The organism is Bradyrhizobium lupini (assembly GCF_040939785.1).
GTDB classification, from domain to species: Bacteria; Pseudomonadota; Alphaproteobacteria; order Rhizobiales; family Xanthobacteraceae; genus Bradyrhizobium; species Bradyrhizobium canariense_D.
In genome coordinates this window covers 6,597,048-6,620,017 of the sequence record NZ_CP162553.1, presented here as the reverse complement: position 1 = coordinate 6,620,017, position 22,970 = coordinate 6,597,048, and the positions used below count along the sequence as shown (strand labels likewise).

The window sequence follows — 22,970 nt, the reverse complement described above, 5'->3', positions numbered from 1 at the left end:
GCCGGTTTGGGATTGGCACAGGCGGGTCATGGTGGTTAGGTCCCGCACAATATGAGCACATCCCTCTCCCCCCTGCTCGCGCCGATGCTGTCGAGCGTGGCCATGCGCGCGGTCTGCGACGACCGGTCGACCCTTCAGAATATGCTCGATTTCGAGGCAGCCCTCGCCCGAGCCGAGGCGGCCACGGGTGTGATTCCCGCGTCCGCGGTGGGCCCGATCGAAGCCGCGTGCAAGGCCGATACCTTTGACATGGCTGCGCTGGCCGAGGCCGCGACTCGATCCGGCAATCTCGCGATCCCCCTGGTCAAGACTCTGACCGCCAATGTCGGCAAGGGCGACGCCGAGGCCGCACGCTACGTGCATTGGGGCGCGACCAGCCAGGACGTCATCGACAGCGCGACCATGCTCACGCTTCGCGCCGGCATCGATGCATTGGACGCCGATCTCAGCCGCGCCATCAAGGGCTTTGCCGCACTTGCGCGCAGTCATCGCAACACGGCAATGGTGGCGCGAACCTGGCTCCAGCACGCCCTGCCGATGCCGTTCGGACTGAAGGCCGCCGAATATGCCGCAAGCCTTGCCCGCGCCCGCTGCCGCCTCAGGCGGCTGCGCCGCGAGGGCCTCGCACTGCAATTCGGCGGCGCGGCCGGCACGCTTGCGGCACTTGGCGACAAGGGGCTCGTCGTTTCAGAACGGCTGGCGCAGGAGCTGAACCTGCCATTGCCAGAAGCCCCCTGGCACACCCACCGTGACCGCATCGCGGAAGCCGCATCAGCCTTCGCGATTCTCGCCGGAAGCTGCGGCAAGATCGCGCGCGACGTCTCGCTGCTGATGCAGACCGACGTCGCAGAGGCGTTCGAGCCCGCCGGGGAAGGCCGCGGCGGCTCCTCGACCATGCCGCACAAGCGCAACCCGGTCGCAGCCGCAAGCGCGCTCGGCTGCGCGACCATGGCGCCTCAGCTCGCAGCGACGATTTTTGCCGCACAGGTGCAGGACCACGAACGCAGCGCCGGTCCCTGGCACGCGGAATGGCCGACGCTGCCGCAATTGATGCTGGTCACCTCCGGCGCGCTTGCCGCCATCGTCGACATCGCCGAGGGTCTCGATGTCGATGCCGCGCGCATGCGCAGCAATCTCGATGCGACGCACGGGCTGATCATGGCGGAAGCGGTTACCTTTGCGCTGGCCGAGACGATGGGCAAGAGCGATGCGCATCATCTGATCGAGGCCGCGAGCAAGCGCGCGGTCGCCGAGAAGAAGCATCTGCGCGAGGTGCTCGCAGCCGATTCGCATGTCACTGCGCATCTTTCGCCGGAAAAAATTGCGGCGTTGCTCGAGCCGATGGCCTATCAAGGCGCTTCCCAAGCCCTGATCGATCGCCTGCTCGACAGCCTCGAACGCGAATAAAGCAGTCCTGCGCGCAAATAAAACGGAGACGCCCGCATGCCCATGATTGATGCCGACGGTTGCCTGATCAACGTCTCCGTCGAGGGCCGCGACGGCGGGCCGACGCTGATGCTCTCGAACTCGCTCGGCTGCACGCTGCAGATGTGGGAGCCGCAGATGAAGGCACTGACGCAGATATTCCGCGTCATCCGCTACGACCGCCGCGGCCACGGCAAGTCCAACGTTCCGCCCGGCCCCTACACCATGGAGCGCTTCGGCCGCGACGTGCTCGCCATCCTGGACGACCTCAATATCGAAAAAGTGCACTGGTGCGGCCTGTCGATGGGCGGCATGGTTGGGCAATGGCTCGGCGCGAACGCGCCGGAGCGCTTCGGCAAGCTCATCCTCGCCAACACCTCCTGCTACTACGCCGAGCCGACCAAATGGCTCGAGCGCATTGACGCGGTGAAGAAGGGCGGCATCGCCGCCGTCGCCGACGCCGTTATCGCCGGCTGGCTCACCCAGGATTTCCGCGAGCGCGCGCCCGACATCACCGCCAGGATGAAGGAGATGCTGCTGGCCTCGCCGCTCGAAGGCTATCTCGCCTGCTGCGAAGCGCTGTCGACGCTCGACCAGCGCGCGTTGCTGCCGAACATCAAGAACCCGACACTGGTGATCGCCGGCCGCCACGACATGGCGACGCCGATTTCGGCGGGTGAATTGATCCGCTCAAGCATTCCCGGCGCGAGCATGACCATCATTGACGCCGCCCACATTTCCAATGTCGAGCAGCCGCACGCATTCACCGACGCGGTCGTGGGCTTTTTGACGCAACGCTAGCCACAACCGTCGTTGGGAGCACAGCGATGCAACCAGAAATCCGTCTGCCGTGAGAGACTGGATTGCTTCGTCGCTTCGCTCCTCGCAATGACGAAGGAGGAAACAGCATGGACGACCAGAAACGCCGCGATGCCGGTATGAACGTGCGCCGAAAAGTGCTGGGCAATGCCTGGGTCGACAAGTCGATCGCGGGTCGCAATGCATTCAACACCGATTTCCAGGACATGATCACGCGCTACGCCTGGGGCGAGATCTGGACGCGGCCGCATTTCGACGAGCGCACGCGGCGGGTGCTGGTGATCGGCACCATGGTTGCGCTTGGGCAATGGGATGAATTCCGCCTGCATGTGCGCGCGGCCCTCGCCGAGGGTGGCTTCACGCCCAACGACATCAAGGAAATCCTGCTGCAGCAGGCGATCTATTGCGGCGTGCCGGCGGCGAACCACGCCGTCAAGGAAGCCTCAGCGATTGTGCAGGAGCTCGGCCTGCTCAAGACCTAGCGGCGGGGTGGCCTCGACGGGCTTCTGAACGATCTTGGGCGCCGCCGCGGGCCGCTCGATCACCACCACGATGGCGGCACCGAGCAAGAGCAGAAGTTCGGTGGCGTGCAGCCGCAGCGCGGCCATCTCGCCGACCTTCGAGGCCATGATCATGCTCGCAAACGAGATCAGGCTGCCGATCGCAAGCGCAATGCCGAGCGCTTCGTCGCTGCCGCCGTTCTTGCGGATACGGGGGATGCAGAGCAGCGCAAGGTAGATCGCAAAGAACGCCACCACCGTTAAGCGCCCCAGCGCCAGCAGCCAGGCGGCGCGCACCGTGTCCATCCCCGCCATCTGGAGATGGTCGCTGAGGAAAAGAGCGACTGCGACGCTCGGCCGCTCATAGAGGCCGTGCACCGGCGCCACCATGATGTTGAAGGCAACGAGGGTCCAGGTCGGGATGAAATAGGCCGCCAGAAGTGCGCCGTTGACCGAACCGATCCGCCAGTTTCCGAACATGCCGCTTCCCGCTTCGTTTGGCCGCGCCTTCGATGAAAGGCTCTGCCGGGAGCTAACTCGCATCAGACTGTGGCGGCAATTTAAACCCTTTGTTTACCTTAACTGCCTCCCGACAGGCATCCGATGGCGCTGACGGAGCCGGTTCCGCCCATTGCGGGGGAACCGGAGCGCCAAATGATCTCTGTAAAAGCCTTGATGCGGAGGCGAGGCCGGTTGCAGCCGCCAGTTCCCTCCTGTTACAAAACGAGAATGCTTAAGGGCTGCCGGGGCCCGAGAAGAAACCAGCACTCTCTCGAAGAGCTCCCTTTGAGCCGCGTCAGATTTGGGTACGGCAGCCTATGGATTATTTCGCCCAGCAGCTCATCAACGGTCTCGTGCTCGGCTCGATCTACGGGCTGATCGCGATCGGCTACACGATGGTCTACGGCATCGTCGGGATGATCAACTTCGCCCATGGCGATGTCTTCATGATCGGCGGCTTCATCGCCCTGATCACCTTCCTTCTGCTGGTCTCGACGGGCCTGACTGCGGTCCCGGTGATCCTTTTGATCGTGATCCTGGTCTCGATGGCGATCACCGCCCTGTATGGCTGGACCATCGAGCGCATCGCCTACCGTCCGCTGCGCCACTCCTTCCGCCTCGCGCCGATGCTGTCGGCGATCGGCATGTCGTTCGTGCTGACCAACTATTCGCAGGTGGCGCAAGGCGCGCGGGTGAAGCCAGTGCCGCCAGTGATCACCGGCGGCTATACGCTGCACGAGAGCGCCGATGGCTTCGTCATCCAGCTCTCCAATATCCAGATCGTGGTGGTCATCACCACCATCGTGCTGCTGGCGATCTTCACCTGGCTGGTGTCGCGCACACGGCTCGGGCGCGACATGCGCGCCTGCGAGCAGGACCAGACCATGGCGGCGCTGCTCGGCGTCAACGTCGACCGCACTATCTCCATGACCTTCGTGATCGGCGCTGCGCTCGCCGCAGTGGCCGGCCTGATGTACCTGCTCTATTACGGCCTGGTCGATTTCTTCATGGGATTCGTCGCCGGCATCAAGGCGTTCACCGCGGCCGTACTCGGCGGCATCGGCTCGCTGCCCGGCGCCATGCTCGGGGGGCTCGCGATCGGGCTGATCGAGACGTTCTGGTCGGCCTATTTCTCGGTCGAATACAAGGATGTCGCCGCGTTCTCGATCCTGATCGTCGTGCTGATCTTCATGCCGACCGGCCTGCTCGGCCGCCCCGAAGTCGAAAAAGTCTGACGGTCGCGCGCGTGAAAGCTCCCTCGATCAATACGGCCAAAACCGCATCGGGCATCCCCGCTCTCCTGAAGACCGCCTGCGTCAACGCACTGATCGCGCTGGTGCTGTTCTCGCTGATGGTCGGCGTCCGCACCGAAGCCGGTTCCGACGGCCAGCTCACCTATTGGACGCGCTTCGGCGAGGTCGCCTCCCTCGTCGCCGCGGTATTCGGCGGCTCGATCGTGCTCGAGCTGCTCAAGCAATGGATCGGTCCGACCGGCGCCGAGAAGCTGGTGCCGCCGGCGGTGCAGAGCGGAATGTCGTTCCTCGGCCGCTATCTCGCACCGGCGCTTCTGATCTTCACCCTGCTGGTGCCTGTGATCTTCTATGACCAGCGCTACATCCTCGATCTCGCCATCCTCGTGCTCACCTATGTGATGCTGGGCTGGGGGTTGAATGTCGTAGTCGGGCTGGCTGGCCTGCTCGATCTCGGCTATGTCGCCTTCTATGCGGTCGGCGCCTATTCCTACGCGCTGCTTGCGACCAATTTCGGCTGGTCATTCTGGATCTGCCTGCCGCTAGCGGGCGTCCTCGCCGCATTCTGGGGCGTGCTGCTCGGCTTCCCCGTGCTGCGCCTGCGCGGCGACTACCTCGCGATCGTGACGCTCGCCTTCGGCGAGATCATCCGCCTCGTCATCATTAATTGGCAGGATCTGACCGGCGGCCCCAACGGCGTCTCCAGCATTCCCCGCCCCTCTTTCTTCGGCATCCCGCTCGACAACAGCGACAACGGGCTCGCCGCCAGACTCGGCATCGAATATTCTCCGACCCATCGCATCGTCTTCCTGTTCTACCTGATCCTGGCGCTCGCGCTGCTCACCAACTGGGTGACGATCCGGCTGCGCCGCCTGCCGATCGGCCGTGCCTGGGAAGCCCTGCGCGAGGACGAGGTCGCCTGCCGCGCGCTCGGCATCAACACCACCACGACGAAGCTCACGGCATTCGCGACCGGTGCGATGTTCGGCGGCTTTGCCGGCGCGTTCTTTGCGACCCGCCAGGGCTTCATCAGCCCGGAATCCTTCACCTTCCAGGAATCGGCGCTGGTGCTCGCCATCGTCGTGCTCGGCGGCATGGGCTCGCAGCTTGGCGTGGCGCTCGCAGCGCTCGCCATGATCGGCGGTTTCGAACTGTTCCGGAGCCTCGAGAGCTATCGCATGCTGGTGTTCGGCATGGCCATGGTGCTGATCATGATCTGGCGGCCGCGCGGCCTGATCGGCCATCGCGCGCCGACCGTGTACCTGACCAAGGCCCACGCGATCTCATCGGACCTCGTCAAGGAGGGGCACGGATGAGCCGCGACCAGATTCTCGAGGTCGACCGGCTCACCATGCGCTTCGGCGGCATCGTCGCGGTGCAGGACCTGTCGTTTGCTGCCGAGCGGAAGAAGATCACCGCGCTGATCGGACCCAACGGTGCCGGCAAGACGACGGTCTTCAACTGCATCACTGGCTTCTACAAGCCGAGCGGCGGCGCCATCCGCCTCGGCCATGACGACGGCAAGGTGATCGCGCTGGAACGGCTGAACGATTTCCGCATCGCCAAGCAGGCCAAGGTCGCCCGCACCTTCCAGAACATCCGCCTGTTTCCCGGCATGACCGCGCTGGAAAACCTGATGGTGGCGCAGCACAACGCGCTGATGCGCGCCTCCGGCTTCACCTTGCTCGGGCTCATTGGCGCGCCCGTCTACCGCGACGCCGAGAAGCGCGCGATCGATCTCGCCACCGACTGGCTCAAGCGCGTCAATTTGCTCGATCGCGCCGACGATGCTGCCGGTAATTTTGCCTATGGCGACCAGCGACGACTCGAGATCGCACGCGCGATGTGCACCGAGCCCGCGCTCTTGTGCCTGGACGAACCCGCCGCCGGCCTCAATGCGCGCGAGAGCGCCGCCCTGAGCGAGCTGCTGCTGTCGATCCGCAACGAGCTCGGCACCTCGATCCTGCTGATCGAGCACGACATGTCCGTGGTGATGGAGATCTCCGACCATATCGTGGTGATGGACCACGGTGTGAAGATCTCTGAAGGCTCCCCGCGCGAGGTTCGCGACGATCCGAAGGTGATCGCCGCCTATCTCGGCACCGATGAGGAAGAGGCGGCGGCCGTGATGGAGAGCGGGTCGTGACGTCGCCCACTGCACTGCTCGCGATCCACGGCCTTCGCGCTGCCTACGGCAAGATCGAGGCGCTGAAGGGCGTTGACCTCGAGATCAATGCCGGCGAGATCGTGGCGCTGATCGGCGCCAACGGCGCCGGCAAATCGACGCTGATGATGACGATCTTCGGCAAGCCCCGCGCCCGCGCCGGCCAGATCCTGTACGAAGGCCGCGACATCACCGAAGTGCCCACCCACGAGATCGCGCATTTGCGCATCGCGCAATCGCCGGAAGGCCGCCGCATCTTCCCGCGCATGAGCGTGGCGGAAAATCTCCAGATGGGCGCGGACGCCACCGAATGCACCGACGCCGAACGCGAGGTGACGCTACAACGCGTGTTCACGCTGTTTCCGCGGCTGAAGGAACGCTACGGCCAGCGCGGGGGAACCCTGTCTGGCGGCGAGCAGCAGATGCTGGCCATCGGCCGCGCTTTGATGAGCCGCCCTCGCCTGCTCCTGCTTGATGAGCCCTCGCTCGGTCTGGCGCCGCTGATCGCGCGCCAGATTTTCGATGCGATCCGCACTCTGAACCGGCAGGACGGCCTGACCGTGCTGATCGTCGAGCAGAACGCCAACCACGCGCTCAAGCTCGCCCATCGCGGCTATGTCATGGTCAATGGCCTGATCACCCTGGCCGGGACCGGTGCCGAGTTGTTGCAGCGCCCCGAGATCTGCGCCGCCTACCTGGAAGGCGGCCGGCACGGCTGAGGCCGCCCAAGGCGAACCCGTGCGGCCGAATTTGGCGATATCTCTGCCAATGCCCGTATTTTGCCGGTGACTTCTCCTCGAATTCATTCAAGAATGGCGCCGGTTTGAACCGGGCATGCCCGGTAACTTCCACAGGCGACCACCCTCGAGGTATCTCATGAAATCACTGAAGCTCATCGGTCTGGCATTCGGCGCATCGATCGCGCTGTCGAGCGCGGCATTCGCGCAGGATGTCACCGTCGCAGTCGCAGGTCCGATGACCGGCGGCGAGTCCGCCTTCGGCCGCCAGATGAAGAACGGCGCCGAGATGGCCGTAGCCGATATCAACGCCGCCGGCGGCGTCAACGGCAAGAAGCTCGCGTTGTCCGTCGAGGACGACGCCTGCGATCCGAAACAGGCGCGCTCGATCGCCGAGAAGATCGCCGGCGCGAAAATTCCGTTCGTGGCCGGGCATTATTGCTCGTCCTCGTCGATCCCCGCGTCGGAAGCCTATGCCGACGGCAACGTGCTCCAGATTACTCCCGCCTCCACCAATCCGAAGTTCACCGATAGCGGACTGTGGAACGTGGCGCGCGTCTGCGGCCGCGACGACCAGCAGGGCCTGGTCGCCGCCCAGTTCATCGCCAAGAACTACAAGGGCAAGAACATCGCCATCCTCAACGACAAGACCACCTACGGCAAGGGTCTTGCGGACGAGACCAAGAAGGCGCTCAACAAGGCCGGCGTCACCGAGAAGATGTACGAGTCCTACAACAAGGGCGACAAGGACTTCAACGCGATCGTCTCGCGGCTGAAGCGCGACAACATCGATCTCGTCTATGTCGGGGGCTACCATCAAGAGAGCGGCCTTCTCCTGCGCCAGATGCGCGACCAGGGCCTGAAGACCGTGCTGATGGCCGGCGACGCACTCGCCGACAAGGAATACGCCTCCATCACCGGCCCGGCCGGCGAAGGCACGCTGTTCACCTTCGGCCCCGATCCGCGCAACAAGCCGACCGCGAAGAAGATCGTCGAAGCCTTCAAGGCCAAGAACATCGACCCCGAGGGCTACACGCTCTACACCTACGCAGCGATGCAGGTCTGGTCGGAGGCGGCCAAGAAGGCCGGCACCACCGACGCCAAGAAGGTCATGGCAGCCATCAAGGCCGGCAAGTGGGATACCGTGATCGGGCCGATCGAGTATGACTCCAAGGGCGATATCAAGCAGCTCGACTACGTCGTCTACAAATGGGACGCCAAGGGCGGCTACGCCTCGATCAGCGGCAACGGCACCTAAGCACGCTTGCCGGGGCCTGAAGGCCTCCTCCAATCATCATCGCGCCCCGGCTCGCCCGGGGCGTTTCTTCCTGCGTCAGGATCAGACTGCTGCTTGTATCGCGCCGTCCACCGCGGCTTGGGCCTTCCTCAGCGCTTGAAGAAGATCGTTCGGCCGAAACGGCTTTTGCAGGCAGACCACGCTGGCGAGGTGGGGCGATTGTTCCATGAAGTCCAGCGCCGTCATCCCCGACACGGCAACGACCGGGAGGCTCGGTGCAAGCTCGCGCAGGGTCGTGATGACCTCGACGCCACTGGTATCGCCGAGGAAAATGTCCACGATTGCCGCGTCGAAGCCGACCTCGGTGAAGGCTTTCACCCCGGCTGCGCCGCTGTCGGCCTCAACGACCTCATAACGGTTGACGCGCAGCACGATCGCGACCATCGCACGGACGTCCTTCTGGTCGTCGATGATGAGAACGCGGGGCACAGGGAACAACTCCCGGATCCTGACATCAAAATGCCTGGTTCAAACCTGGAACCCGCAGCTGCGGGAGAGCATTATTGCACCATCCAGTAAAGCGCATCTTACCCGATCCCCGGTGCGCGTTCCCCCCCAAAATTAAGTAAACTGTAACCTTCGGTTGAGTCGCAGTGGGTTTTGTCATGATGCGTGCCCAGAACCCGCTACCATGGGCAGAAATTGATTGGGCCAAATGAGATTGGCGAAGATGCTCAAAACCGATCTGCGCGAGCTGCACGTGTCTGCGACGACCGATCGAAGCACATTCCTTTCGACGTTGCCGGCTACCCCGAAGGACCGCACCGCAGCATTGGCGATCGTGGGCGTCTCGTCGATCCTGTTCGCAGTGGCCGTGCCCTTCGCGGGTATCTCGCTACTGCCCGTGCCAGCCTTCGTCGCCAGCTATCAATCCGCCCTTGTGGTCGCGGACATTGTCACCGCCGTCCTGCTGTTGTCGCAGTTTGCGGTGCTCAGGACCAGCGCGCTGCTCGTGCTCGCGACGGGCTATCTGTTCACAGCCGCCGCGGCCGTGGTCCATGCCCTCACCTTCCCCGGACTTTTTTTCGCCGACCGGGCTGCTGGGGGCCAACCAGCAGACCACGGTCTGGCTCTACATGATCTGGCACGGCGGCTTTCCGCTCTGCGTGTTGGCCTACGCCTGGCTGAAGGAGGCCGACGGCGGCGCCCGGATCACGGGCTCGGCAAGCAAGGCGATCTACGCCAGCGTGGTCGGCGTCGTCACGATCATGATCGTCTTGACCTGGATCGTCACTGCGCAGCACGACCTGCTTCCGGTCCTGCTGCGCGATGGCGGTTACACGCAGATCATGATCGGCGTGGTGTCCTTTGTCTGGTCCTTGAGCTTCGCCGCGCTGGTCTCGCTGTGGTTCCGCCGTCCGCATTCGGTCATCGATGTCTGGCTCATGGTGGTGATGTGCGCATGGCTGTTCGACATCGCGCTGTCGGCGATCGTCAACGTGGCGCGCTTCGATCTCGGCTTCTACGCCGGTCGTGTCTACGGCCTCTGCGCGGCGACCTTCGTGCTCGCGGTGCTCCTGATCGAAAATGTCCGCCTCCAGGCGCATACGCTGGGTCTCGTCGGCAGGCTGCGCCAGCAGTCGGCATTGGATCGCGACTATTATGGCAAGCGCCTTGCCCTGTACGGCGCCGTCGTCGAATCCGCCAATGATGCCATCATCACGAAGACGCTCGACGGTGTCATCACGGGCTGGAACAAGGCCGCCGAACATCTGTTCGGCTATGCCGCCGCGGAGGCCATCGGGCAGCCGATCGACATCATCGTCCCGGAGGACCGCAAGGCCGAGGTCAGGGGTATCCTGAACCGGGTCGGCGGCAACGAAACGATCGCACAGCACGAGACGGTCCGGATCCGAAAGGACGGCCGGCGGGTCGACGTCGTCCTCAATGTTTCTCCGTTGAAATCAGCCAACGGACAGATTATCGGCGCTTCCAAGATCGCCCACGACATCACGGAAGAGAAGCAGGCACGAGAAAAAACTGCGCCGCGAGGTCGAGGAGCGGCAGCGGATCTTCGAGACCTCACAGGATCTGATCCTGGTCACCGACGGTTTTGGCAATTTCATCCAGGTCAGCCCGAGCGTGAAGACCATTCTCGGCTTGATCCGGAAGACATGATCGGGCACAGCGCCACCGAGTTCATTCATCCCGATGACCTCCAGAAGACGCGCGACGAGATGCGCGCGGCGCGGCGTGGCGCGGTCAAGCGCAGCTTCGAGGCGCGCTACTACCACTACGACGGTCACGAGGTCACGCTGAACTGGATGGGCACCTGGTCCGAGCCGGTCAAGCGCCATTTCTTCATCGGCCGCGACCTCACCGAGAAGCAGGCGGCCGAGGCGCAGTTCAGGCACGTCCAGAAGATGGATTCCATCGGTCAATTGACCGGCGGCGTCGCGCACGACTTCAACAATGTGCTGACCGTCATCACCGGCACCATCGGAATTTTAGCGGACGCGGTCGCTGACCGTCCCGAGCTCGCCGCCATCACCAAGCTGATCGACGACGCCGCCGAGCGCGGCGCGCAACTGACCAAGCATCTGCTCGCGTTCGCCCGCAAGCAGCCGCTCCAACCGCGCGAAATCGACGTCAACGCATTGACGCTCGAGGCCGCAAAGCTCCTGCACCCCACGCTCGGAGAGCAGATCACCATCATGCCGCAACTCACCGAGGATGCGTGGCCGGCACTGATCGACCCGGGCCAGCTCTCCACTGCGATCCTCAACCTCGCGCTGAACGCGCGCGATGCGATGCCCGACGGCGGCACGCTGGTGCTGGAGACGCGCAACATCTTCCTCGACGACGGCTATGCCAGCATGAATCCCGACGTGGTGGCCGGCAATTACGTCATGATCGCCGTCAGCGACACCGGCTCCGGAATCCCGCCGGAGTTGATGGACCGGGTGTTCGATCCCTTCTTCACCACGAAGGAGGTCGGCAAGGGCACCGGCCTCGGGCTCAGCATGGTGTTCGGCTTCGTCAAGCAGTCCGGCGGACACATCAAGATTTACAGCGAGGAAGGCCACGGCACGAGCGTGAAGATTTACCTGCCGCGCTCGAGCGGCGTGCAGGAGACCGAATTCGAGGCGCTGCAGAACGCGCCCGTCACCGGCGGCCACGAGAAGATCCTGATCGTCGAGGACGACGCGCTGGTGCGCCAATATGTCGTGACCCAGATCAAGAGCCTCGGCTATACCGCCCTCGAAGCCGCCAACGCGGCCGAGGCCCTCGTCATCATCGACGCCGACAAGGACATCGACCTGCTATTCACGGACGTCATCATGCCCGGCAACATGAACGGCCGCCAGCTCGCCGACGAGGCGGCTCGCCGCCGCCCCGACCTGAAGACGCTGTTCACCTCGGGCTACACCGAGAACGCCATCGTCCATCACGGGCGGCTCGATTCCGGCGTGCTGCTGCTGGCAAAGCCCTACCGTAAGTCCGAGCTCGCCAAGATGCTGAGGACCGCGCTCGCGGGTTGAGCCTGCGGCATCCCTGCGATATCGCTGAAGCGCGCGCCTTTCAGCCTGCGGAGCCGCCTTGAAAAACCTTCTCACCGATATCGCCGGCGTCCGCGTCGGCCATGCCGAGGATGCGAAAATCGCCACTGGCACGACCGCGATCATCTTCGACGCCCCCGCGGTTGCGGCCATCGATGTTCGCGGCGGCGGACCCGGCACGCGCGAAGACGCGTTGCTCGACCTCGCCAGCACCGTCGATCGCGTTGACGCCATCGCGCTGTCCGGCGGCTCCGCCTTTGGAATCGACGCCGGCGGCGGCATCCAGGCCTGGCTCGCCGAACAAGGCCGCGGCTTGCGGATTCGCGAGGCGGTGATTCCGATCGTGCCTGGCGCAATCGTTTTCGACTTGCTCAACGGCGGCGACAAGGCCTGGGGACGCTTCGCGCCCTATCGCGACCTCGGCTACGCCGCAGCGTTGGCCGCCAGCGACGATTTCGCACTGGGCAGCGTCGGCGCCGGCCTCGGTGCCACCACCGCGACCTTCAAGGGTGGACTGGGGTCGGCCTCCGCGGTCCTGGCCAATGGTATCAAGGTCGCCGCGATCATGGTCGTCAACGCGGTCGGCAGCACAACCGTTGGCGAAGGGCCTTGGTTCTGGGCTGCGCCCTTCGAGGAGAACGGCGAGTTCGGCGGGCGCGGCCTGCCGTCCACGTTCACACCGGACATGCTGGCGATGCGCATCAAGGGCGGACCCGCCGCGAACGCGCGCGAGAACACCACGATCGGCGTCGTTGTCACCGATGCCACGCTGACCAAACCCCAGGCCAAGCGGCTTGCGATGATCGCGCATACCGGGTTCGCCCGTGCGATCTATCCGGTGCATGCCCCGACCGACGGCGACGTGCTGTTCGCCGCCGCAACGGGCGAGAAGCCGATCGAGCCGCTGGTCGGCCTTACCGAGCTCGGAACGATCGCCGCCAACGTGGTCGCACGCGCCATCGCTCGCGGCGTCTACAATGCGACGGCCCTGCCCTTTGCCGGCGCAATGCCGGCGTGGAAGGACCGGTTCGGATAGAAACGAAACGGCTGACACGGCGTTACCCTGGCCGACAAGGTGCACCGCCATGCCGTCTTCCGTGATCCGCTTTTTCCGCTACGCCCCCGATAGGCGCGAGCTGACGGTGACTTTCGTCAGCGGACGCGTCTATGTCTACGCGGACGTTCCGCCCGAGGTCGCCGCCGCGCTCAAGAATGTGCGCTCAAAGGGTACGTTCTTCAACCGCGAAATCCGTGATCGGTATGTCTATCGTGACATCACGCACGAATATGCAGGCTAGCCGTGAGCAAGGTTACACGCTCATCGACATCGATGAACCGACAGCCGCTGAGGCGCCTTGTCCCTGCCCGCCCTGCCGCTGCATCAACTGCGCGAACAGATCGTACGCCGAATTACGGGAGCTGGAGGCGCCCGGGACCGTCGTCGACATCTTGAAGCCGTCGGCATAGGTGACAGTGGTGGTGGTCGAACCGTCGGCGCCGGTCGTCGAGGTCGAGGTCGAGCCGCCGCTGGACCGCGAGGAGGAACCCGAACCGCTGCCGGAGGCATCGCCCGCGCCTTGCGCGTGATGGTGACCGTGATGGCCGCCCTTCAGCGCCTTCGACATCTCGTCGAGGCTGACGCTGCCGTCGGTATTCGAATCCAGCTTCGAGAAAACGTCGTCGGCCTGCGCGAGATTGGTGCCGCCGGCGCCGAGCGCATTCTCGAATTCCGACTTGGTGATCTTGCCGTCGCCGTCCCCATCGATCTGCGAGAACAGATCCTTCAAGGCGGCGTCGCGGCGCGTCGAGGAGGAGGACGTCGAACTCGACGAGGTCGAGCTGGCGGCGCTGCCGGTGCTGTCCGAGGATTGGCTCTGCGCAGCGAACAGCGCGTTCATCGTCTCCGGCGAGATCTGCGGGGTCTTGCCCGCATTGACCGACGAGGCCGCGCCGGTCGTGCTGTTGCTGCCGCTCTCGATCGCGAACGGATTGGTCGCGGGCTTTTGCGAGGATCCCGTCTTCTGCGTCGACGAGGACGATTTCGAATTCGTCAGCGACTGGATCGCGTCGAGTGCGCTCGATACGGCCCCAAGAGCAAACAACATTGCACAACTCCAACCAATGCGGCATGCCGCGGCCAATGTTCTGTTCAGGTGAAGTCAGCAAGCGCCGTGCCAGCGCAAAAAGCTCAATGAAATCCGCTTTCACCGCACTTTGCACGGCCCGGAACACCGGCAATTCATGCCGGTCGCGGCAGAAATTTCCGCCCACAGGAAGCACGCCGCCCCTGCATTGCCCGGCTGAGAGGCCCATGTTAGGCGAGTCCATCTTCTACGGCCGCCACGGGAAACCGCCATGACCCAAGCCTTCGCTCCCCGCCCCCTGGCAATCGCGCCCTCGATCCTGGCCTCGGATTTCTCCAGGCTCGGCGAGGAGGTGCGCGCCGTGGACGCCGCTGGAGCCGACTGGATCCATCTCGACGTCATGGACGGGCACTTCGTTCCCAACATCTCGTATGGCCCCGACGTCATTAAGGCGATGCGCCCGCACACCAAGAAGATCTTCGACGCGCATCTGATGATCTCGCCCTGTGACCCCTATCTCGAGGCCTTCGCGAAAGCCGGCTGCGACCACATCACCGTGCATGCCGAGGCCGGTCCCCATCTGCACCGCTCGCTTCAGGCGATCCGCGCACTCGGCAAGAAGGCCGGCGTTTCGCTCAATCCGGGCACGCCGATCAGTGCCCTCGAATACGTCCTGGACCTGGTCGACCTCGTGCTGGTGATGTCGGTCAATCCCGGCTTCGGCGGCCAGGCCTTCATCCCCTCCGCGATCGGCAAGATCCGCGACATCCGCGCCATGACAGCGGGCCGGCCGATCGATATCGAGGTCGATGGCGGCGTCGGGCCCGACGTCGCAGGTCCTGGCTGCGGCCGGGGCCAACGCCTTCGTCGCCGGCACGTCCGTGTTCAGGGGCGGCACGCAGGACGCCTATAAGACCAACATCGCCGCAATCCGCAACGCCGCCGCGGGTGCACGCGGCGAGGCGATCTGAGGGCCCGCTCGACTCCGCAGACGTGCGGCCTCTACGGGTGTTGCGGCGCGTAATGCCTAAATTTGCAACTTGATCCGTACTCCTCCGGGCTTCCCTGATTCGCGCAAATCACCGCAAGTGATTCTTGCCTGTTTTCGCGGGAGCACATCATGACGACGACCCTGGTCTGGACTGGCGTGGCGTTGTGGCTTGGTTTTTGTGCGTTTGTTGTGTTTGGTCCATCGGCCGGACCGGTGAAGGTCTCGGTACGCTCGGCCCGCATCGCTCGTCGCGACTGGTATCGGGCCTGACCCCATGCAGATCGCGCTCGTGAAACGTCAGCCGAAGCGCCGGTGCCGCATCCCGCGGCGCCCACATCCTGACCTCGATTTTTTCTTCGGTCGGCTCGAACGCACCGAAGGCGAGATGCGCGACGACACCGGGCCCGAGATGGACCTGGATCACCCGCTCCGGTCACCGCGCCGGCATTGAATTCTTTTCTGGACCAAGCTCATGAAGCCGCATTGCCCGAACTGCCTCAAGGAAATGACCAAGGCATCCGCGTCGCGTAACCTGTTCAACTGCGAGCCGTGCCGCGAGATCATCCAGTTCTTCGGCGGCAGCGCGGATCACTGCGAGCCCGGCCCGCAATTCTCCTGGCCGATCCGTCGCAAGCGCTCCGTCCACACCGCTCACGCGGCCTGAGCCTCCAGGATCCAGAGCGCGGCCCTATCCGGCCTCCTCGCCCGCATCCGCAGCCATTCGCGGCGGCCGTACCACAGTGACGGTGCAGGCCGCTTCCGAGGCCACCTTGGCCGAGACGCTGCCGAGCAGCGTGCGCCTGAACGAGCCCTGCCGCGCGCCGATGATGACGTGGTCGACGTGGTTGACCTCGCAAAACTCCAGGATGGCCGCCGCGGGATCGACGGCTTCCAGCACGTGAGCCGAGAGCCGGCTCTCATCGAGCTTGAGCGGCGTGGCCCAGTGTCTGAGCGCCACCAACCGGTCGATATGCTTGTTGGAGCCCTGCTCATCCAGCGTCCTGTCAATCGCGATGCGGTTGAGCCTCAGCACGTTGAGACAGGCGAGCCGCGCCGACGGCAGCGTGGCGAGAATACGCTCGGTGGTGACGCGCAACGCTTCGTTCAGCTCGGGGGCGCCTTCCACCGTGTCGAGCGCGACCGCGAGGATCGGGCTTGATGCGATCTGGGCTGCGACATCCGATTTCGCGCGCGGCTGCATGACGCCCTGGTTGAAGCGGCGCCGCCAAGCGACGCTTAACGGGTCGCGCTTCATCCGCTCCGAGCGTGTGGTGAGCCTGATCTGGTCCGGATGGGTCAGATCGAAGGCGAGCTGCGACGCCGTCGGATAGCGCCGCACCGGTTCGATCTCGAGGCACCGCAGCACCACCTCCTGGAGCCGGGGCGGATAATCAGCGCGCAAGCCGCGCGGCGGGTGCGGATCGCGCCAAAGCCGGCGCCGCATCGCACGCAGTGTCTCGCCCTCGCCGAACGGCCGCTCGCCGGTCGTGAAGAAATAGAGCAGCACGCCCAGCGAAAACAGATCGCTGCGCGGATCGTCGCGCACCCCTGACAACCGTTCTGGCGCCATATAGGGCGCGGTGCCGTAAGGCAGGCGGAATTCCTCCTGCAACAGGTCCGGCAGATGGTTGTGATGCGACAGGCCATAGTCGATCAACACCGCCTCGCCGCTCTCGCGGAACATGATGCTGCTCGGCTTGATGTCGTGATGGATCACGTTCTGCCGGTGCAAATCAGCAAGCCCCGTTGCGATCCTGGCGACGAGCTGCCGCGCCTCGTCATACGGCAGCGGTAGGTCGGGCAACCGCTTGTAGAGCGTGGTCCCGGAGATGCGCTCGATCACGACATAGGCCTGGTGGGCGAAATCGCCGGTGCCGAAACAGGAGGGCACGTGCGGACCCGCAAGCCGCGGCAGGATCATCATCTCCATCTCGAAGGAGACGATCGCCGCGGGGTCCTCGCCCTCCGACACCCGCGGAATTTTCATCAGCAGCGGCACGTCGAGGCCGGGACGGGTGACGGTCCACAGCGTCGCCATTCCGCCGGCATGGACGCATTCGCCAATCGTGTAGCCGTCGATCTCTGCGCCTGATTTGACGAGGGGTTTCGGCATCGGCCTCTAACGCCCCTGCGACAGTCGGTCGGCGAGCCAATGCGGCAGGCCGTTCTCGCGGATCCGGTTCGCGGCCGTCTCGACGTCGTAGGGCGCGCGGCAATAGGTGATCTGGCACGAGACCGTGTCGAACAGCGCGAAAGCCGCGGATGGATCGCCATCGCGCGGCTGGCCGACCGAGCCGAGCACCGCAATCCATTGCCGGCCGCGCAGCAGCGGTACGGAGACGTCAGTCTTGGGCACGAGTCCCGACATCTTCGCCGTCACCGACATCGAATAGATCGCCGGGCGGTGGATGTGGCCGCAGAACGTGACATGAGCCGGCGTCGCGATCAGGCTCTTGGCTGCGTCGGCGGTCGATCGGACATAGTGCCAGCTTCGGGGGCTGGAGGCTTCCGAATGCACGAACAGGCGATCGCCGTCCTCCACCAGCATCGGCAATTCCGCCAGGAACCGCCGCTGCGCGGTGTCGAGCCGGCCGCGGGTCCATTCGATCGCGATTTGCGCCTCGGCATTCATGGTCTCGGCCGAGGAATTCACCGCCTGGTCATGATTGCCGCGCACGGCGACGGCGCCTTGGACAACCAGCTCCATCGCGGTATCCACCACCCATTCCGGATCGGCGCCATAGCCGACGAAGTCGCCAAGCAGGATGAAGCGCTCGGCGCCACGCGCCCGCGCGACTTTCAGGCACGCCTCGAACGCCTGCCGGTTGCCGTGGATATCCGAGAAGACAGCGAGAAGCACGCACCCTCCACCCTCGAACCTTATTGGGAGCCGATAAGGCTAAATTGAGGAGGTCAAGAACATGCGCCAGCGGCGCGCGGTTTGCCAGCACTGCCCTGTCGCGATGGTGAAGAGCCTATTGCTCGTCCTTCGGCGGCATCCGGGGCGGCGGCAACGGCGTGAACACGGCGCCCTGCGCGCCGGCCGGTGGTGCCAGGAATTCGCCGGTCGAGGAATCGCCTCCGCTCGTCTCCATGATGGTCTTGGGCGTCACATATTCCCGGACCATGTCGATGAGGCTGCCATCGCCGCCGCCGAAATCGGCGGCCCGGCCGCCTTGCGGATGTCCCAGCGCGATCTCGTTCTCCGCCGCATGGGTCTTGTCGGCCAGCCTGTCATTGTAGGGCACACGAAAGGCGCGCGGGATGCCACTCGGCCGATTGTCCTCGTCGAGCTGCTCGACCCAGAGATAGATCGAGCCGGGATCGCCCTCCAGCGAATGCGGCTCGACGATGCGGGCCTTCAGCAGCTTGAACGAGGCCGGCAGCCGATCGGCGCTGGCCCAGCCGAGCAGCCCGCGCATCTCGGTGAAGCTGACGACATAGAACGCACTGGTCACGACCACCGCGACCGCCTTGAACGACCAATGCAGCCGCGCATAGACCAGAACGACCAGCAGCAGCGCACCGATGACGGCGTAGGCTATCGATAGCGTGAGGATGACCGTTTGCAGGCTAGTCACGGCGCACCCTCACAGCGTTCTTGCTCACGCCGGTGCTCGGGTCGAGATCGGCGCCGTTGCGCCAGCCGCTGCGAAAGGTCTCCAGCAGCGATTTCGGCCGCTGGTCCACATTGACGACCTTGCCTTCGGCGTCGAGCCGGAACCGCACCGCGGTCTTCTCGTCGCCGGTGTGATCGACCGTGAACTTGTTATCGAAGATCACCTGCGCCGTCGGATTGAGTTTTTGCACCTTCACATTGGCCGTCACAGGCTCGCCGGTCGTAGCCACGAAATGTGAGACATTGACGGTGTATTCGCCGGGAACGATGCCCCGCACCGTGACGATCTCTTCGCGGATCGGCGAGGCAATCTTTTTGCCGTTGACCATGATGAAGTCGTTGGCTCCGCCGCGATCGTCGCGGTCAAGCGTGAGGAAGCCGGCCTCGCGGTGGCGATACCAGGCGATATTGCCCACGGGATCCTGCACGAACAGGTCGAGATCGTCGGGATGGCTGTCGGGCCAGTCCAGCGTGATCATGAACTCGGCCTTGGAGTCGATCTTGCCGTCCTTGGCGTCCGGCGAGACCGCGAGCAGCGCGAGGAAGAACAGGAAAGCGATCACCTGGAGCGCCTTGAACAGCATCACGCCCAAGGGATCGAACGGCTCCTCGCGCGGATAGAGACCGAAATCATCCATCATGTCGCGATTCCAGCGCCCTTACGTTCCAGCACCGGCGTCACATAGGTCTCGGTCAGCACCACCGCATCCGAGAACACCTTCTGGGTCGCGGCATCCAGCATGTAATACTGGATGCGGACCAGGATCGAACCGACGAGGCCCGCCAGCGTCGTGTACATCGCGACCGCCATGCCGTCGCTCATTAGTCCCATCGATGATCGCATCGCGACCTTGTCGGCGGCATCCAGTCCCGCGATCGGCGCCAGCATGATGATGAAGCCGACGATGGTGCCGAGCAGGCCGAGCTTCATCAGCGTATCCGAGACGAAGGCCCCGAAGCCGTTGGAGCCGCGCAGCCGGTCGGCGAGCGTTCGCAGCAATAGCGTCTGGTCGACGGGGCGGTAGTCCTGCGCCGCGGCCTTGGTCACGAGGCTCTCAATGTGGTCCCGCACCAGCCCGCGCGGCAGCGCGGCAGCGCCGACGTCGAGCGCCCTGCCGCCCTCGGGGGCCGCAAGCACCGCGCGGCAGCGCCTTGCCGCCGCGCCCTCGCGGGCAATGGCCCGCGTGCGCAGGAAGCAGTGACCGCAGGTGAGGACATAGAGCAGCGCGATCACGCTGGAAATGTAGGTCCGATCTGAGGTCAGCATCAGGCGGATCAGGCCGAACCGCCACAGCAGCACGACGGCGAAGATCGAAAGCCCGGTGAAGATCATCCAGAACAGGAGCGCACTGCGCTCGGATGGGTCGGCAGCAGGCCCCGCGATTGGCCCAATCGTCATCGAACTCATGCTGCACCGCTCCTGGCCGTGAATTCCGCCCATTAGATCAAAGCCGCCGCCCCCCGTCCAAAGAGCCATGCCCAATCCGGCTTGGGAAATTTGCCCGAGCTGCCATCTTGCCGTGCCTCGCAATTGGCAAGGCGCGGCGGCGTTGTTAGGCTGACCTTAGCAAACTTTGGGGTGATCGCATGCGCCTTGTGCTTCAGCTTGTCGCCCGTCTGTTTCTCATCGTCGCGCTCTGCCTTGGGGCGGCGACGATCTGGGCCACGTTCGACGCCTATCGCAGCGTCGACCGGGCAACTGCGGCCTCGGCGCAGCGGGTCGCCCAGGCGCTTCAGGCCCTGTATTGGCACGAATTCCTGTTGCGTAGCAGCAGAACACGCGAGCAGCTTCTGCCGGTTCCGGAGTGGCGCACGCTGGAGACGATGAAGCTGATCTCGCCCGGCGTCTGCGTCGAATTCCAACCGGCCATCGCATTCGAAAAGCCGCTCTGCGGCCAGAGCGAGGGGCTGGGCAAGACGCCGCCGCGCTGGTTCGCGTCGATCGTGCCGACCTTCCTCGGCAGCCATGCCGAAGTGATACGGCCCGTCAGTCCCCGCGCGGCGACCGCCGGAACGGTGGTCGCGACGCCGGATGAAACGGCCGCCATTTCGCTCGCCTGGGAGTACATCCTCAACGTGATCGACGTCGCGCTTTTGATGGCGGCGGCGATCGCGCTGCTGGCCTCGCTCGCGATCGCGCATGCGCTGGCGCCGGCGCGCACGATCGTCACGGCCTTGCAGCGCATGGCCCGCGGCCATTATCGCACGAAACTGCCGCGCTTCCGCTCGATGGAGCTGGCGATGATCGGCAGCGCCGTCGGCGAGCTCGGCGGCCGGCTGGAGGAGGCGACCGAACAGCGCGCGGCGCTGACGCGGCGCCTGATCGAGATCCGCGACGACGAACGCTGCGCGCTCGCCCGCGAGCTGCACGACGAGTTCGGACAAAATCTCTCGGCCATCCTCGCCTTCGCCAACACCATCGAAACGGCGAGCACGAAGGCAGATAAGCGCGACGACATCGTGCAGGACGCGCGGATGATCTCGCAGGCCACGCATCATCTGATGGCCTCGCTGCGCGACGCGCTGAAGCGCCTGCGCAATCCTCTGCCCGCCGAGCTTGGGCTGGAGGCGAGCCTCGTGAATTTGGTGGATAGCTGGCGCTCGCAGAGCTCGGCGCGGCCGACGATCCAGCTCGATCTCAAGGGCGACCTCACCGACATCAGCGGCCCGGCCGCTATCACGGCCTATCGCGTCGCGCAGGAATGCCTGACCAACGCGTTGCGCCACGGCGCGGCACGCGAGATTTCGCTCAGCGTGGAACGGCGCGCGGGCGACGACGATGCATTGCTGATCCGTGTCGACGACGATGGCGGCGGCGACGCGGCACGCGTCAAGCAGTCGGCCGGCTTCGGCCTCACCGGCATCTGCGAGCGCGTCGCAGCGGCCGGTGGATCATTCTCGATCCTGCCCGCCCGAGGCGGACTCAGCGTCGCCGCCACCATCCCGCTCGCCGCATGAGGCCGGCATGAACGAGATTACGGCAACGGGCATTTCCGTGCTGCTGGTCGACGACCATCCGATCGTGCGGCAAGGCTATCGGCGCGTGCTGGAAAGCCAGGGTGATCTGCATGTCGTGGCGGAAGCCGACAACGCTGCGGATGCCTACAGCGCCTTCAAGGCGAGCGATCCTGATGTCGTCGTGCTTGATATCTCGATGCCCGGCGCGAGCGGACTGGAAGCCATCCGCAACATCCGCGCGCGCAGTCCGCGGGCGCGCATCCTCGTCTTTACCATGCACAACGAAGCCGTTCTGGTGAAGGCAGCCTTCAGTGCCGGCGCCAGCGGCTTCGTCACCAAGAGTAGCGAGCCGTCCGCGGTCGTGTCCGCGATCCGCAGCGTTGCCCGCGGCGAGCGCGCCATGAGCGACGACATCGCGCACATCTTGGCCGAGGACAGTCTGTCGGCGGGCTCGGCGCTGGATCAATTGGGAGAACGCGAGATCGAGATCCTGCGCCAGTTCGCCGGCGGTGCCACGACCGAACAGATCGCTGCGCATCTCAATCTCAGCGTCAAGACGGTGCAGAACTATCACTATCTGATCAAGACCAAGACCGGCGCGCGCACGGATGCGCAGCTGGTGCGGCTGGCAGCCAATTGTGGACTGACGAAGATCTAGATGTTTGCCCCTCCCTGGAGGCAGGCGCACGGAGCCATCCTCCGCATGCGGGCGTCTCCCAGGTATATTTCGACCGCCTTGCGATGCGGATTGGAACGGAGGCCATCGAACTCCAGTTAGTACCGCAGTGAAGGAGTTCCGCCATGAGTAAGGCTATCCGCGAAGCTACCTATCCCGCGCTCATCACTGTCGGCGAGCTCATCGATGAACTCTGCCGCTTGCCAGACACAGCAACCATTCGATTCCACTGCCCCATGCTCGAACAGGAGCTTGCATTCTACAGGCTTCGAAAGCGGGCGAAGGACCTCGTCGAAATTGAAGTCAATGCGTATCCGGAAAGCCCGCCGGTCGTGCCATTGGCGGGTACCGCTCTTCGTGCGCGGAAAAAGTCCCACCATCCGCGTTCGCTTCGCGATGGTGCCCTCGCCCACAAGGTCGACGGATAAAAGCGCCGCCCATGCGGACGA

Annotated in this window: 24 protein-coding genes and 2 pseudogenes; 18 read left to right on the top strand and 8 right to left on the bottom strand. The window is 64.6% G+C overall.

Going from position 1 to position 22,970, the window contains the following annotated elements; translation table 11 throughout:
• Positions 1 to 51 precede the first annotated feature (51 nt).
• From AB3L03_RS31515 to AB3L03_RS31505, 3 genes are all read left to right on the top strand, one after another.
• A complete protein-coding gene (locus tag AB3L03_RS31515; protein ID WP_368507659.1) occupies positions 52 to 1,407 on the top strand; it encodes a 3-carboxy-cis,cis-muconate cycloisomerase in 1,356 nt (451 codons plus the stop codon).
• A 36-nt stretch (positions 1,408 to 1,443) separates the two neighbouring features.
• Entirely contained in the window at positions 1,444 to 2,226 is a 783-nt protein-coding gene (pcaD, locus tag AB3L03_RS31510; protein ID WP_018455580.1) for a 3-oxoadipate enol-lactonase, read from the top strand.
• A gap of 107 nt (positions 2,227 to 2,333) precedes the next feature.
• Entirely contained in the window at positions 2,334 to 2,726 is a 393-nt protein-coding gene (locus AB3L03_RS31505; RefSeq protein ID WP_085351059.1) for a carboxymuconolactone decarboxylase family protein, read from the top strand.
• Here the strand turns inward: AB3L03_RS31505 and AB3L03_RS31500 are convergent.
• Positions 2,688 to 3,224, bottom strand: a complete 537-nt coding sequence (locus AB3L03_RS31500; protein ID WP_018455578.1) for a hypothetical protein — start codon at positions 3,222 to 3,224, stop codon at positions 2,688 to 2,690. The two genes, AB3L03_RS31505 and AB3L03_RS31500, sit on opposite strands and share 39 nt — an antisense overlap.
• Before the next feature lie 338 nt (positions 3,225 to 3,562).
• On the opposite strand from AB3L03_RS31500, the gene AB3L03_RS31495 reads away from it, so the two are divergent.
• From AB3L03_RS31495 to AB3L03_RS31475, 5 genes are all read left to right on the top strand, one after another.
• Positions 3,563 to 4,480 carry a branched-chain amino acid ABC transporter permease gene (locus AB3L03_RS31495; protein WP_018455577.1) on the top strand — a complete coding sequence of 306 codons (918 nt, stop codon included), beginning with the start codon at positions 3,563 to 3,565 and terminating at the stop codon, positions 4,478 to 4,480.
• Between the two features lie 11 nt (positions 4,481 to 4,491).
• The gene (livM, locus tag AB3L03_RS31490) at positions 4,492 to 5,811 is read left to right on the top strand and encodes a high-affinity branched-chain amino acid ABC transporter permease LivM (protein ID WP_018455576.1); all 1,320 of its coding nucleotides are present in this window, start codon (positions 4,492 to 4,494) and stop codon (positions 5,809 to 5,811) included.
• Positions 5,808 to 6,641 (top strand): ABC transporter ATP-binding protein, encoded by an 834-nt coding sequence (locus AB3L03_RS31485; protein ID WP_018455575.1) that lies wholly within the window; start codon positions 5,808 to 5,810, stop codon positions 6,639 to 6,641. Before livM ends, AB3L03_RS31485 begins: the two co-directional genes overlap by 4 nt.
• On the top strand, positions 6,638 to 7,378 hold the full coding sequence (locus tag AB3L03_RS31480; protein WP_368507658.1) for an ABC transporter ATP-binding protein: 741 nt from the start codon (positions 6,638 to 6,640) through the stop codon (positions 7,376 to 7,378). The genes AB3L03_RS31485 and AB3L03_RS31480 overlap by 4 nt, the downstream gene beginning before the upstream one ends.
• A gap of 157 nt (positions 7,379 to 7,535) precedes the next feature.
• Positions 7,536 to 8,654: a branched-chain amino acid ABC transporter substrate-binding protein gene (locus AB3L03_RS31475; RefSeq protein ID WP_368507657.1), complete on the top strand. Its 1,119-nt coding sequence runs from the start codon at positions 7,536 to 7,538 to the stop codon at positions 8,652 to 8,654.
• An 81-nt stretch (positions 8,655 to 8,735) separates the two neighbouring features.
• Here AB3L03_RS31475 and AB3L03_RS31470 read toward each other — a convergent pair whose 3' ends face one another.
• The gene (locus AB3L03_RS31470; RefSeq protein ID WP_018455572.1) at positions 8,736 to 9,122 is read right to left on the bottom strand and encodes a response regulator; all 387 of its coding nucleotides are present in this window, start codon (positions 9,120 to 9,122) and stop codon (positions 8,736 to 8,738) included.
• A 241-nt stretch (positions 9,123 to 9,363) separates the two neighbouring features.
• Here AB3L03_RS31470 and AB3L03_RS31465 point away from each other — a divergent pair.
• The 3 genes and pseudogenes from AB3L03_RS31465 to AB3L03_RS31455 all read left to right on the top strand — a co-directional run bounded on the left by AB3L03_RS31465 (position 9,364) and on the right by AB3L03_RS31455 (position 13,491).
• Positions 9,364 to 12,175 (top strand): annotated as a pseudogene (locus AB3L03_RS31465) (PAS domain S-box protein).
• A gap of 58 nt (positions 12,176 to 12,233) precedes the next feature.
• On the top strand, positions 12,234 to 13,229 hold the full coding sequence (locus AB3L03_RS31460) for a P1 family peptidase (RefSeq protein WP_018455570.1): 996 nt from the start codon (positions 12,234 to 12,236) through the stop codon (positions 13,227 to 13,229).
• A gap of 49 nt (positions 13,230 to 13,278) precedes the next feature.
• Complete coding sequence (locus AB3L03_RS31455; protein WP_085351054.1) at positions 13,279 to 13,491, top strand: KTSC domain-containing protein; 213 nt, start codon at positions 13,279 to 13,281, stop codon at positions 13,489 to 13,491.
• Between the two features lie 12 nt (positions 13,492 to 13,503).
• Here AB3L03_RS31455 and AB3L03_RS31450 read toward each other — a convergent pair whose 3' ends face one another.
• Positions 13,504 to 14,298 carry an EF-hand domain-containing protein gene (locus AB3L03_RS31450; protein ID WP_085385053.1) on the bottom strand — a complete coding sequence of 265 codons (795 nt, stop codon included), beginning with the start codon at positions 14,296 to 14,298 and terminating at the stop codon, positions 13,504 to 13,506.
• Between the two features lie 250 nt (positions 14,299 to 14,548).
• On the opposite strand from AB3L03_RS31450, the pseudogene rpe reads away from it, so the two are divergent.
• The 4 genes and pseudogenes from rpe to AB3L03_RS31430 all read left to right on the top strand — a co-directional run bounded on the left by rpe (position 14,549) and on the right by AB3L03_RS31430 (position 15,932).
• A pseudogene (gene rpe / locus AB3L03_RS31445) lies at positions 14,549 to 15,248 on the top strand (ribulose-phosphate 3-epimerase).
• A gap of 149 nt (positions 15,249 to 15,397) precedes the next feature.
• On the top strand, positions 15,398 to 15,538 hold the full coding sequence (locus tag AB3L03_RS31440; protein WP_162847284.1) for a hypothetical protein: 141 nt from the start codon (positions 15,398 to 15,400) through the stop codon (positions 15,536 to 15,538).
• Positions 15,539 to 15,542: 4 nt separating this feature from the next.
• Positions 15,543 to 15,719 (top strand): hypothetical protein, encoded by a 177-nt coding sequence (locus AB3L03_RS31435; protein WP_162847283.1) that lies wholly within the window; start codon positions 15,543 to 15,545, stop codon positions 15,717 to 15,719.
• Between the two features lie 21 nt (positions 15,720 to 15,740).
• On the top strand, positions 15,741 to 15,932 hold the full coding sequence (locus AB3L03_RS31430) for a hypothetical protein (protein ID WP_085351052.1): 192 nt from the start codon (positions 15,741 to 15,743) through the stop codon (positions 15,930 to 15,932).
• 24 nt (positions 15,933 to 15,956) lie between these two features.
• Here the strand turns inward: AB3L03_RS31430 and AB3L03_RS31425 are convergent, their stop codons facing one another.
• The 5 genes from AB3L03_RS31425 to AB3L03_RS31405 form a co-directional block, all read right to left on the bottom strand.
• Positions 15,957 to 17,381: a protein kinase gene (locus AB3L03_RS31425; protein WP_368507656.1), complete on the bottom strand. Its 1,425-nt coding sequence runs from the start codon at positions 17,379 to 17,381 to the stop codon at positions 15,957 to 15,959.
• Positions 17,382 to 17,387: 6 nt separating this feature from the next.
• A complete protein-coding gene (locus AB3L03_RS31420; protein WP_204511642.1) occupies positions 17,388 to 18,128 on the bottom strand; it encodes a metallophosphoesterase in 741 nt (246 codons plus the stop codon).
• Between the two features lie 115 nt (positions 18,129 to 18,243).
• Positions 18,244 to 18,849, bottom strand: a complete 606-nt coding sequence (locus AB3L03_RS31415) for a hypothetical protein (protein ID WP_204511643.1) — start codon at positions 18,847 to 18,849, stop codon at positions 18,244 to 18,246.
• A complete protein-coding gene (locus AB3L03_RS31410; protein WP_085351050.1) occupies positions 18,842 to 19,528 on the bottom strand; it encodes a hypothetical protein in 687 nt (228 codons plus the stop codon). The genes AB3L03_RS31415 and AB3L03_RS31410 overlap by 8 nt, the downstream gene beginning before the upstream one ends.
• Positions 19,525 to 20,295 (bottom strand): MotA/TolQ/ExbB proton channel family protein, encoded by a 771-nt coding sequence (locus AB3L03_RS31405; protein WP_085351049.1) that lies wholly within the window; start codon positions 20,293 to 20,295, stop codon positions 19,525 to 19,527. The genes AB3L03_RS31410 and AB3L03_RS31405 overlap by 4 nt, the downstream gene beginning before the upstream one ends.
• Before the next feature lie 179 nt (positions 20,296 to 20,474).
• Between AB3L03_RS31405 and AB3L03_RS31400 the strand changes: the two genes are divergently transcribed.
• From AB3L03_RS31400 to AB3L03_RS31390, 3 genes are all read left to right on the top strand, one after another.
• Positions 20,475 to 21,845 (top strand): sensor histidine kinase, encoded by a 1,371-nt coding sequence (locus AB3L03_RS31400; protein WP_204511644.1) that lies wholly within the window; start codon positions 20,475 to 20,477, stop codon positions 21,843 to 21,845.
• 7 nt (positions 21,846 to 21,852) lie between these two features.
• Positions 21,853 to 22,503 (top strand): response regulator transcription factor, encoded by a 651-nt coding sequence (locus AB3L03_RS31395; RefSeq protein WP_204511645.1) that lies wholly within the window; start codon positions 21,853 to 21,855, stop codon positions 22,501 to 22,503.
• 143 nt (positions 22,504 to 22,646) lie between these two features.
• Complete coding sequence (locus AB3L03_RS31390; protein ID WP_018455556.1) at positions 22,647 to 22,949, top strand: hypothetical protein; 303 nt, start codon at positions 22,647 to 22,649, stop codon at positions 22,947 to 22,949.
• Positions 22,950 to 22,970 lie beyond the last annotated feature (21 nt).

Bases quoted from the DNA above. Each gene is read 5' to 3' on its own strand.
- AB3L03_RS31500 (WP_018455578.1), bottom strand. From the start codon at position 3,224: ATGTTCGGAAACTGGCGGATCGGTTCGGTCAACGGCGCACTTCTGGCG.
- pcaD (WP_018455580.1), top strand. From the start codon at position 1,444: ATGCCCATGATTGATGCCGACGGTTGCCTGATCAACGTCTCCGTCGAG.
- AB3L03_RS31475 (WP_368507657.1), top strand. From the start codon at position 7,536: ATGAAATCACTGAAGCTCATCGGTCTGGCATTCGGCGCATCGATCGCG.
- AB3L03_RS31505 (WP_085351059.1), top strand. From the start codon at position 2,334: ATGGACGACCAGAAACGCCGCGATGCCGGTATGAACGTGCGCCGAAAA.
- AB3L03_RS31495 (WP_018455577.1), top strand. From the start codon at position 3,563: ATGGATTATTTCGCCCAGCAGCTCATCAACGGTCTCGTGCTCGGCTCG.
- AB3L03_RS31435 (WP_162847283.1), top strand. From the start codon at position 15,543: ATGCAGATCGCGCTCGTGAAACGTCAGCCGAAGCGCCGGTGCCGCATC.
- AB3L03_RS31515 (WP_368507659.1), top strand. From the start codon at position 52: ATGAGCACATCCCTCTCCCCCCTGCTCGCGCCGATGCTGTCGAGCGTG.
- AB3L03_RS31395 (WP_204511645.1), top strand. From the start codon at position 21,853: ATGAACGAGATTACGGCAACGGGCATTTCCGTGCTGCTGGTCGACGAC.
- AB3L03_RS31425 (WP_368507656.1), bottom strand. From the start codon at position 17,381: ATGCCGAAACCCCTCGTCAAATCAGGCGCAGAGATCGACGGCTACACG.
- AB3L03_RS31400 (WP_204511644.1), top strand. From the start codon at position 20,475: ATGCGCCTTGTGCTTCAGCTTGTCGCCCGTCTGTTTCTCATCGTCGCG.
- AB3L03_RS31455 (WP_085351054.1), top strand. From the start codon at position 13,279: ATGCCGTCTTCCGTGATCCGCTTTTTCCGCTACGCCCCCGATAGGCGC.
- AB3L03_RS31485 (WP_018455575.1), top strand. From the start codon at position 5,808: ATGAGCCGCGACCAGATTCTCGAGGTCGACCGGCTCACCATGCGCTTC.
- AB3L03_RS31410 (WP_085351050.1), bottom strand. From the start codon at position 19,528: ATGATGGATGATTTCGGTCTCTATCCGCGCGAGGAGCCGTTCGATCCC.
- AB3L03_RS31440 (WP_162847284.1), top strand. From the start codon at position 15,398: ATGACGACGACCCTGGTCTGGACTGGCGTGGCGTTGTGGCTTGGTTTT.
- AB3L03_RS31405 (WP_085351049.1), bottom strand. From the start codon at position 20,295: ATGAGTTCGATGACGATTGGGCCAATCGCGGGGCCTGCTGCCGACCCA.
- AB3L03_RS31450 (WP_085385053.1), bottom strand. From the start codon at position 14,298: ATGTTGTTTGCTCTTGGGGCCGTATCGAGCGCACTCGACGCGATCCAG.
- AB3L03_RS31430 (WP_085351052.1), top strand. From the start codon at position 15,741: ATGAAGCCGCATTGCCCGAACTGCCTCAAGGAAATGACCAAGGCATCC.
- AB3L03_RS31390 (WP_018455556.1), top strand. From the start codon at position 22,647: ATGAGTAAGGCTATCCGCGAAGCTACCTATCCCGCGCTCATCACTGTC.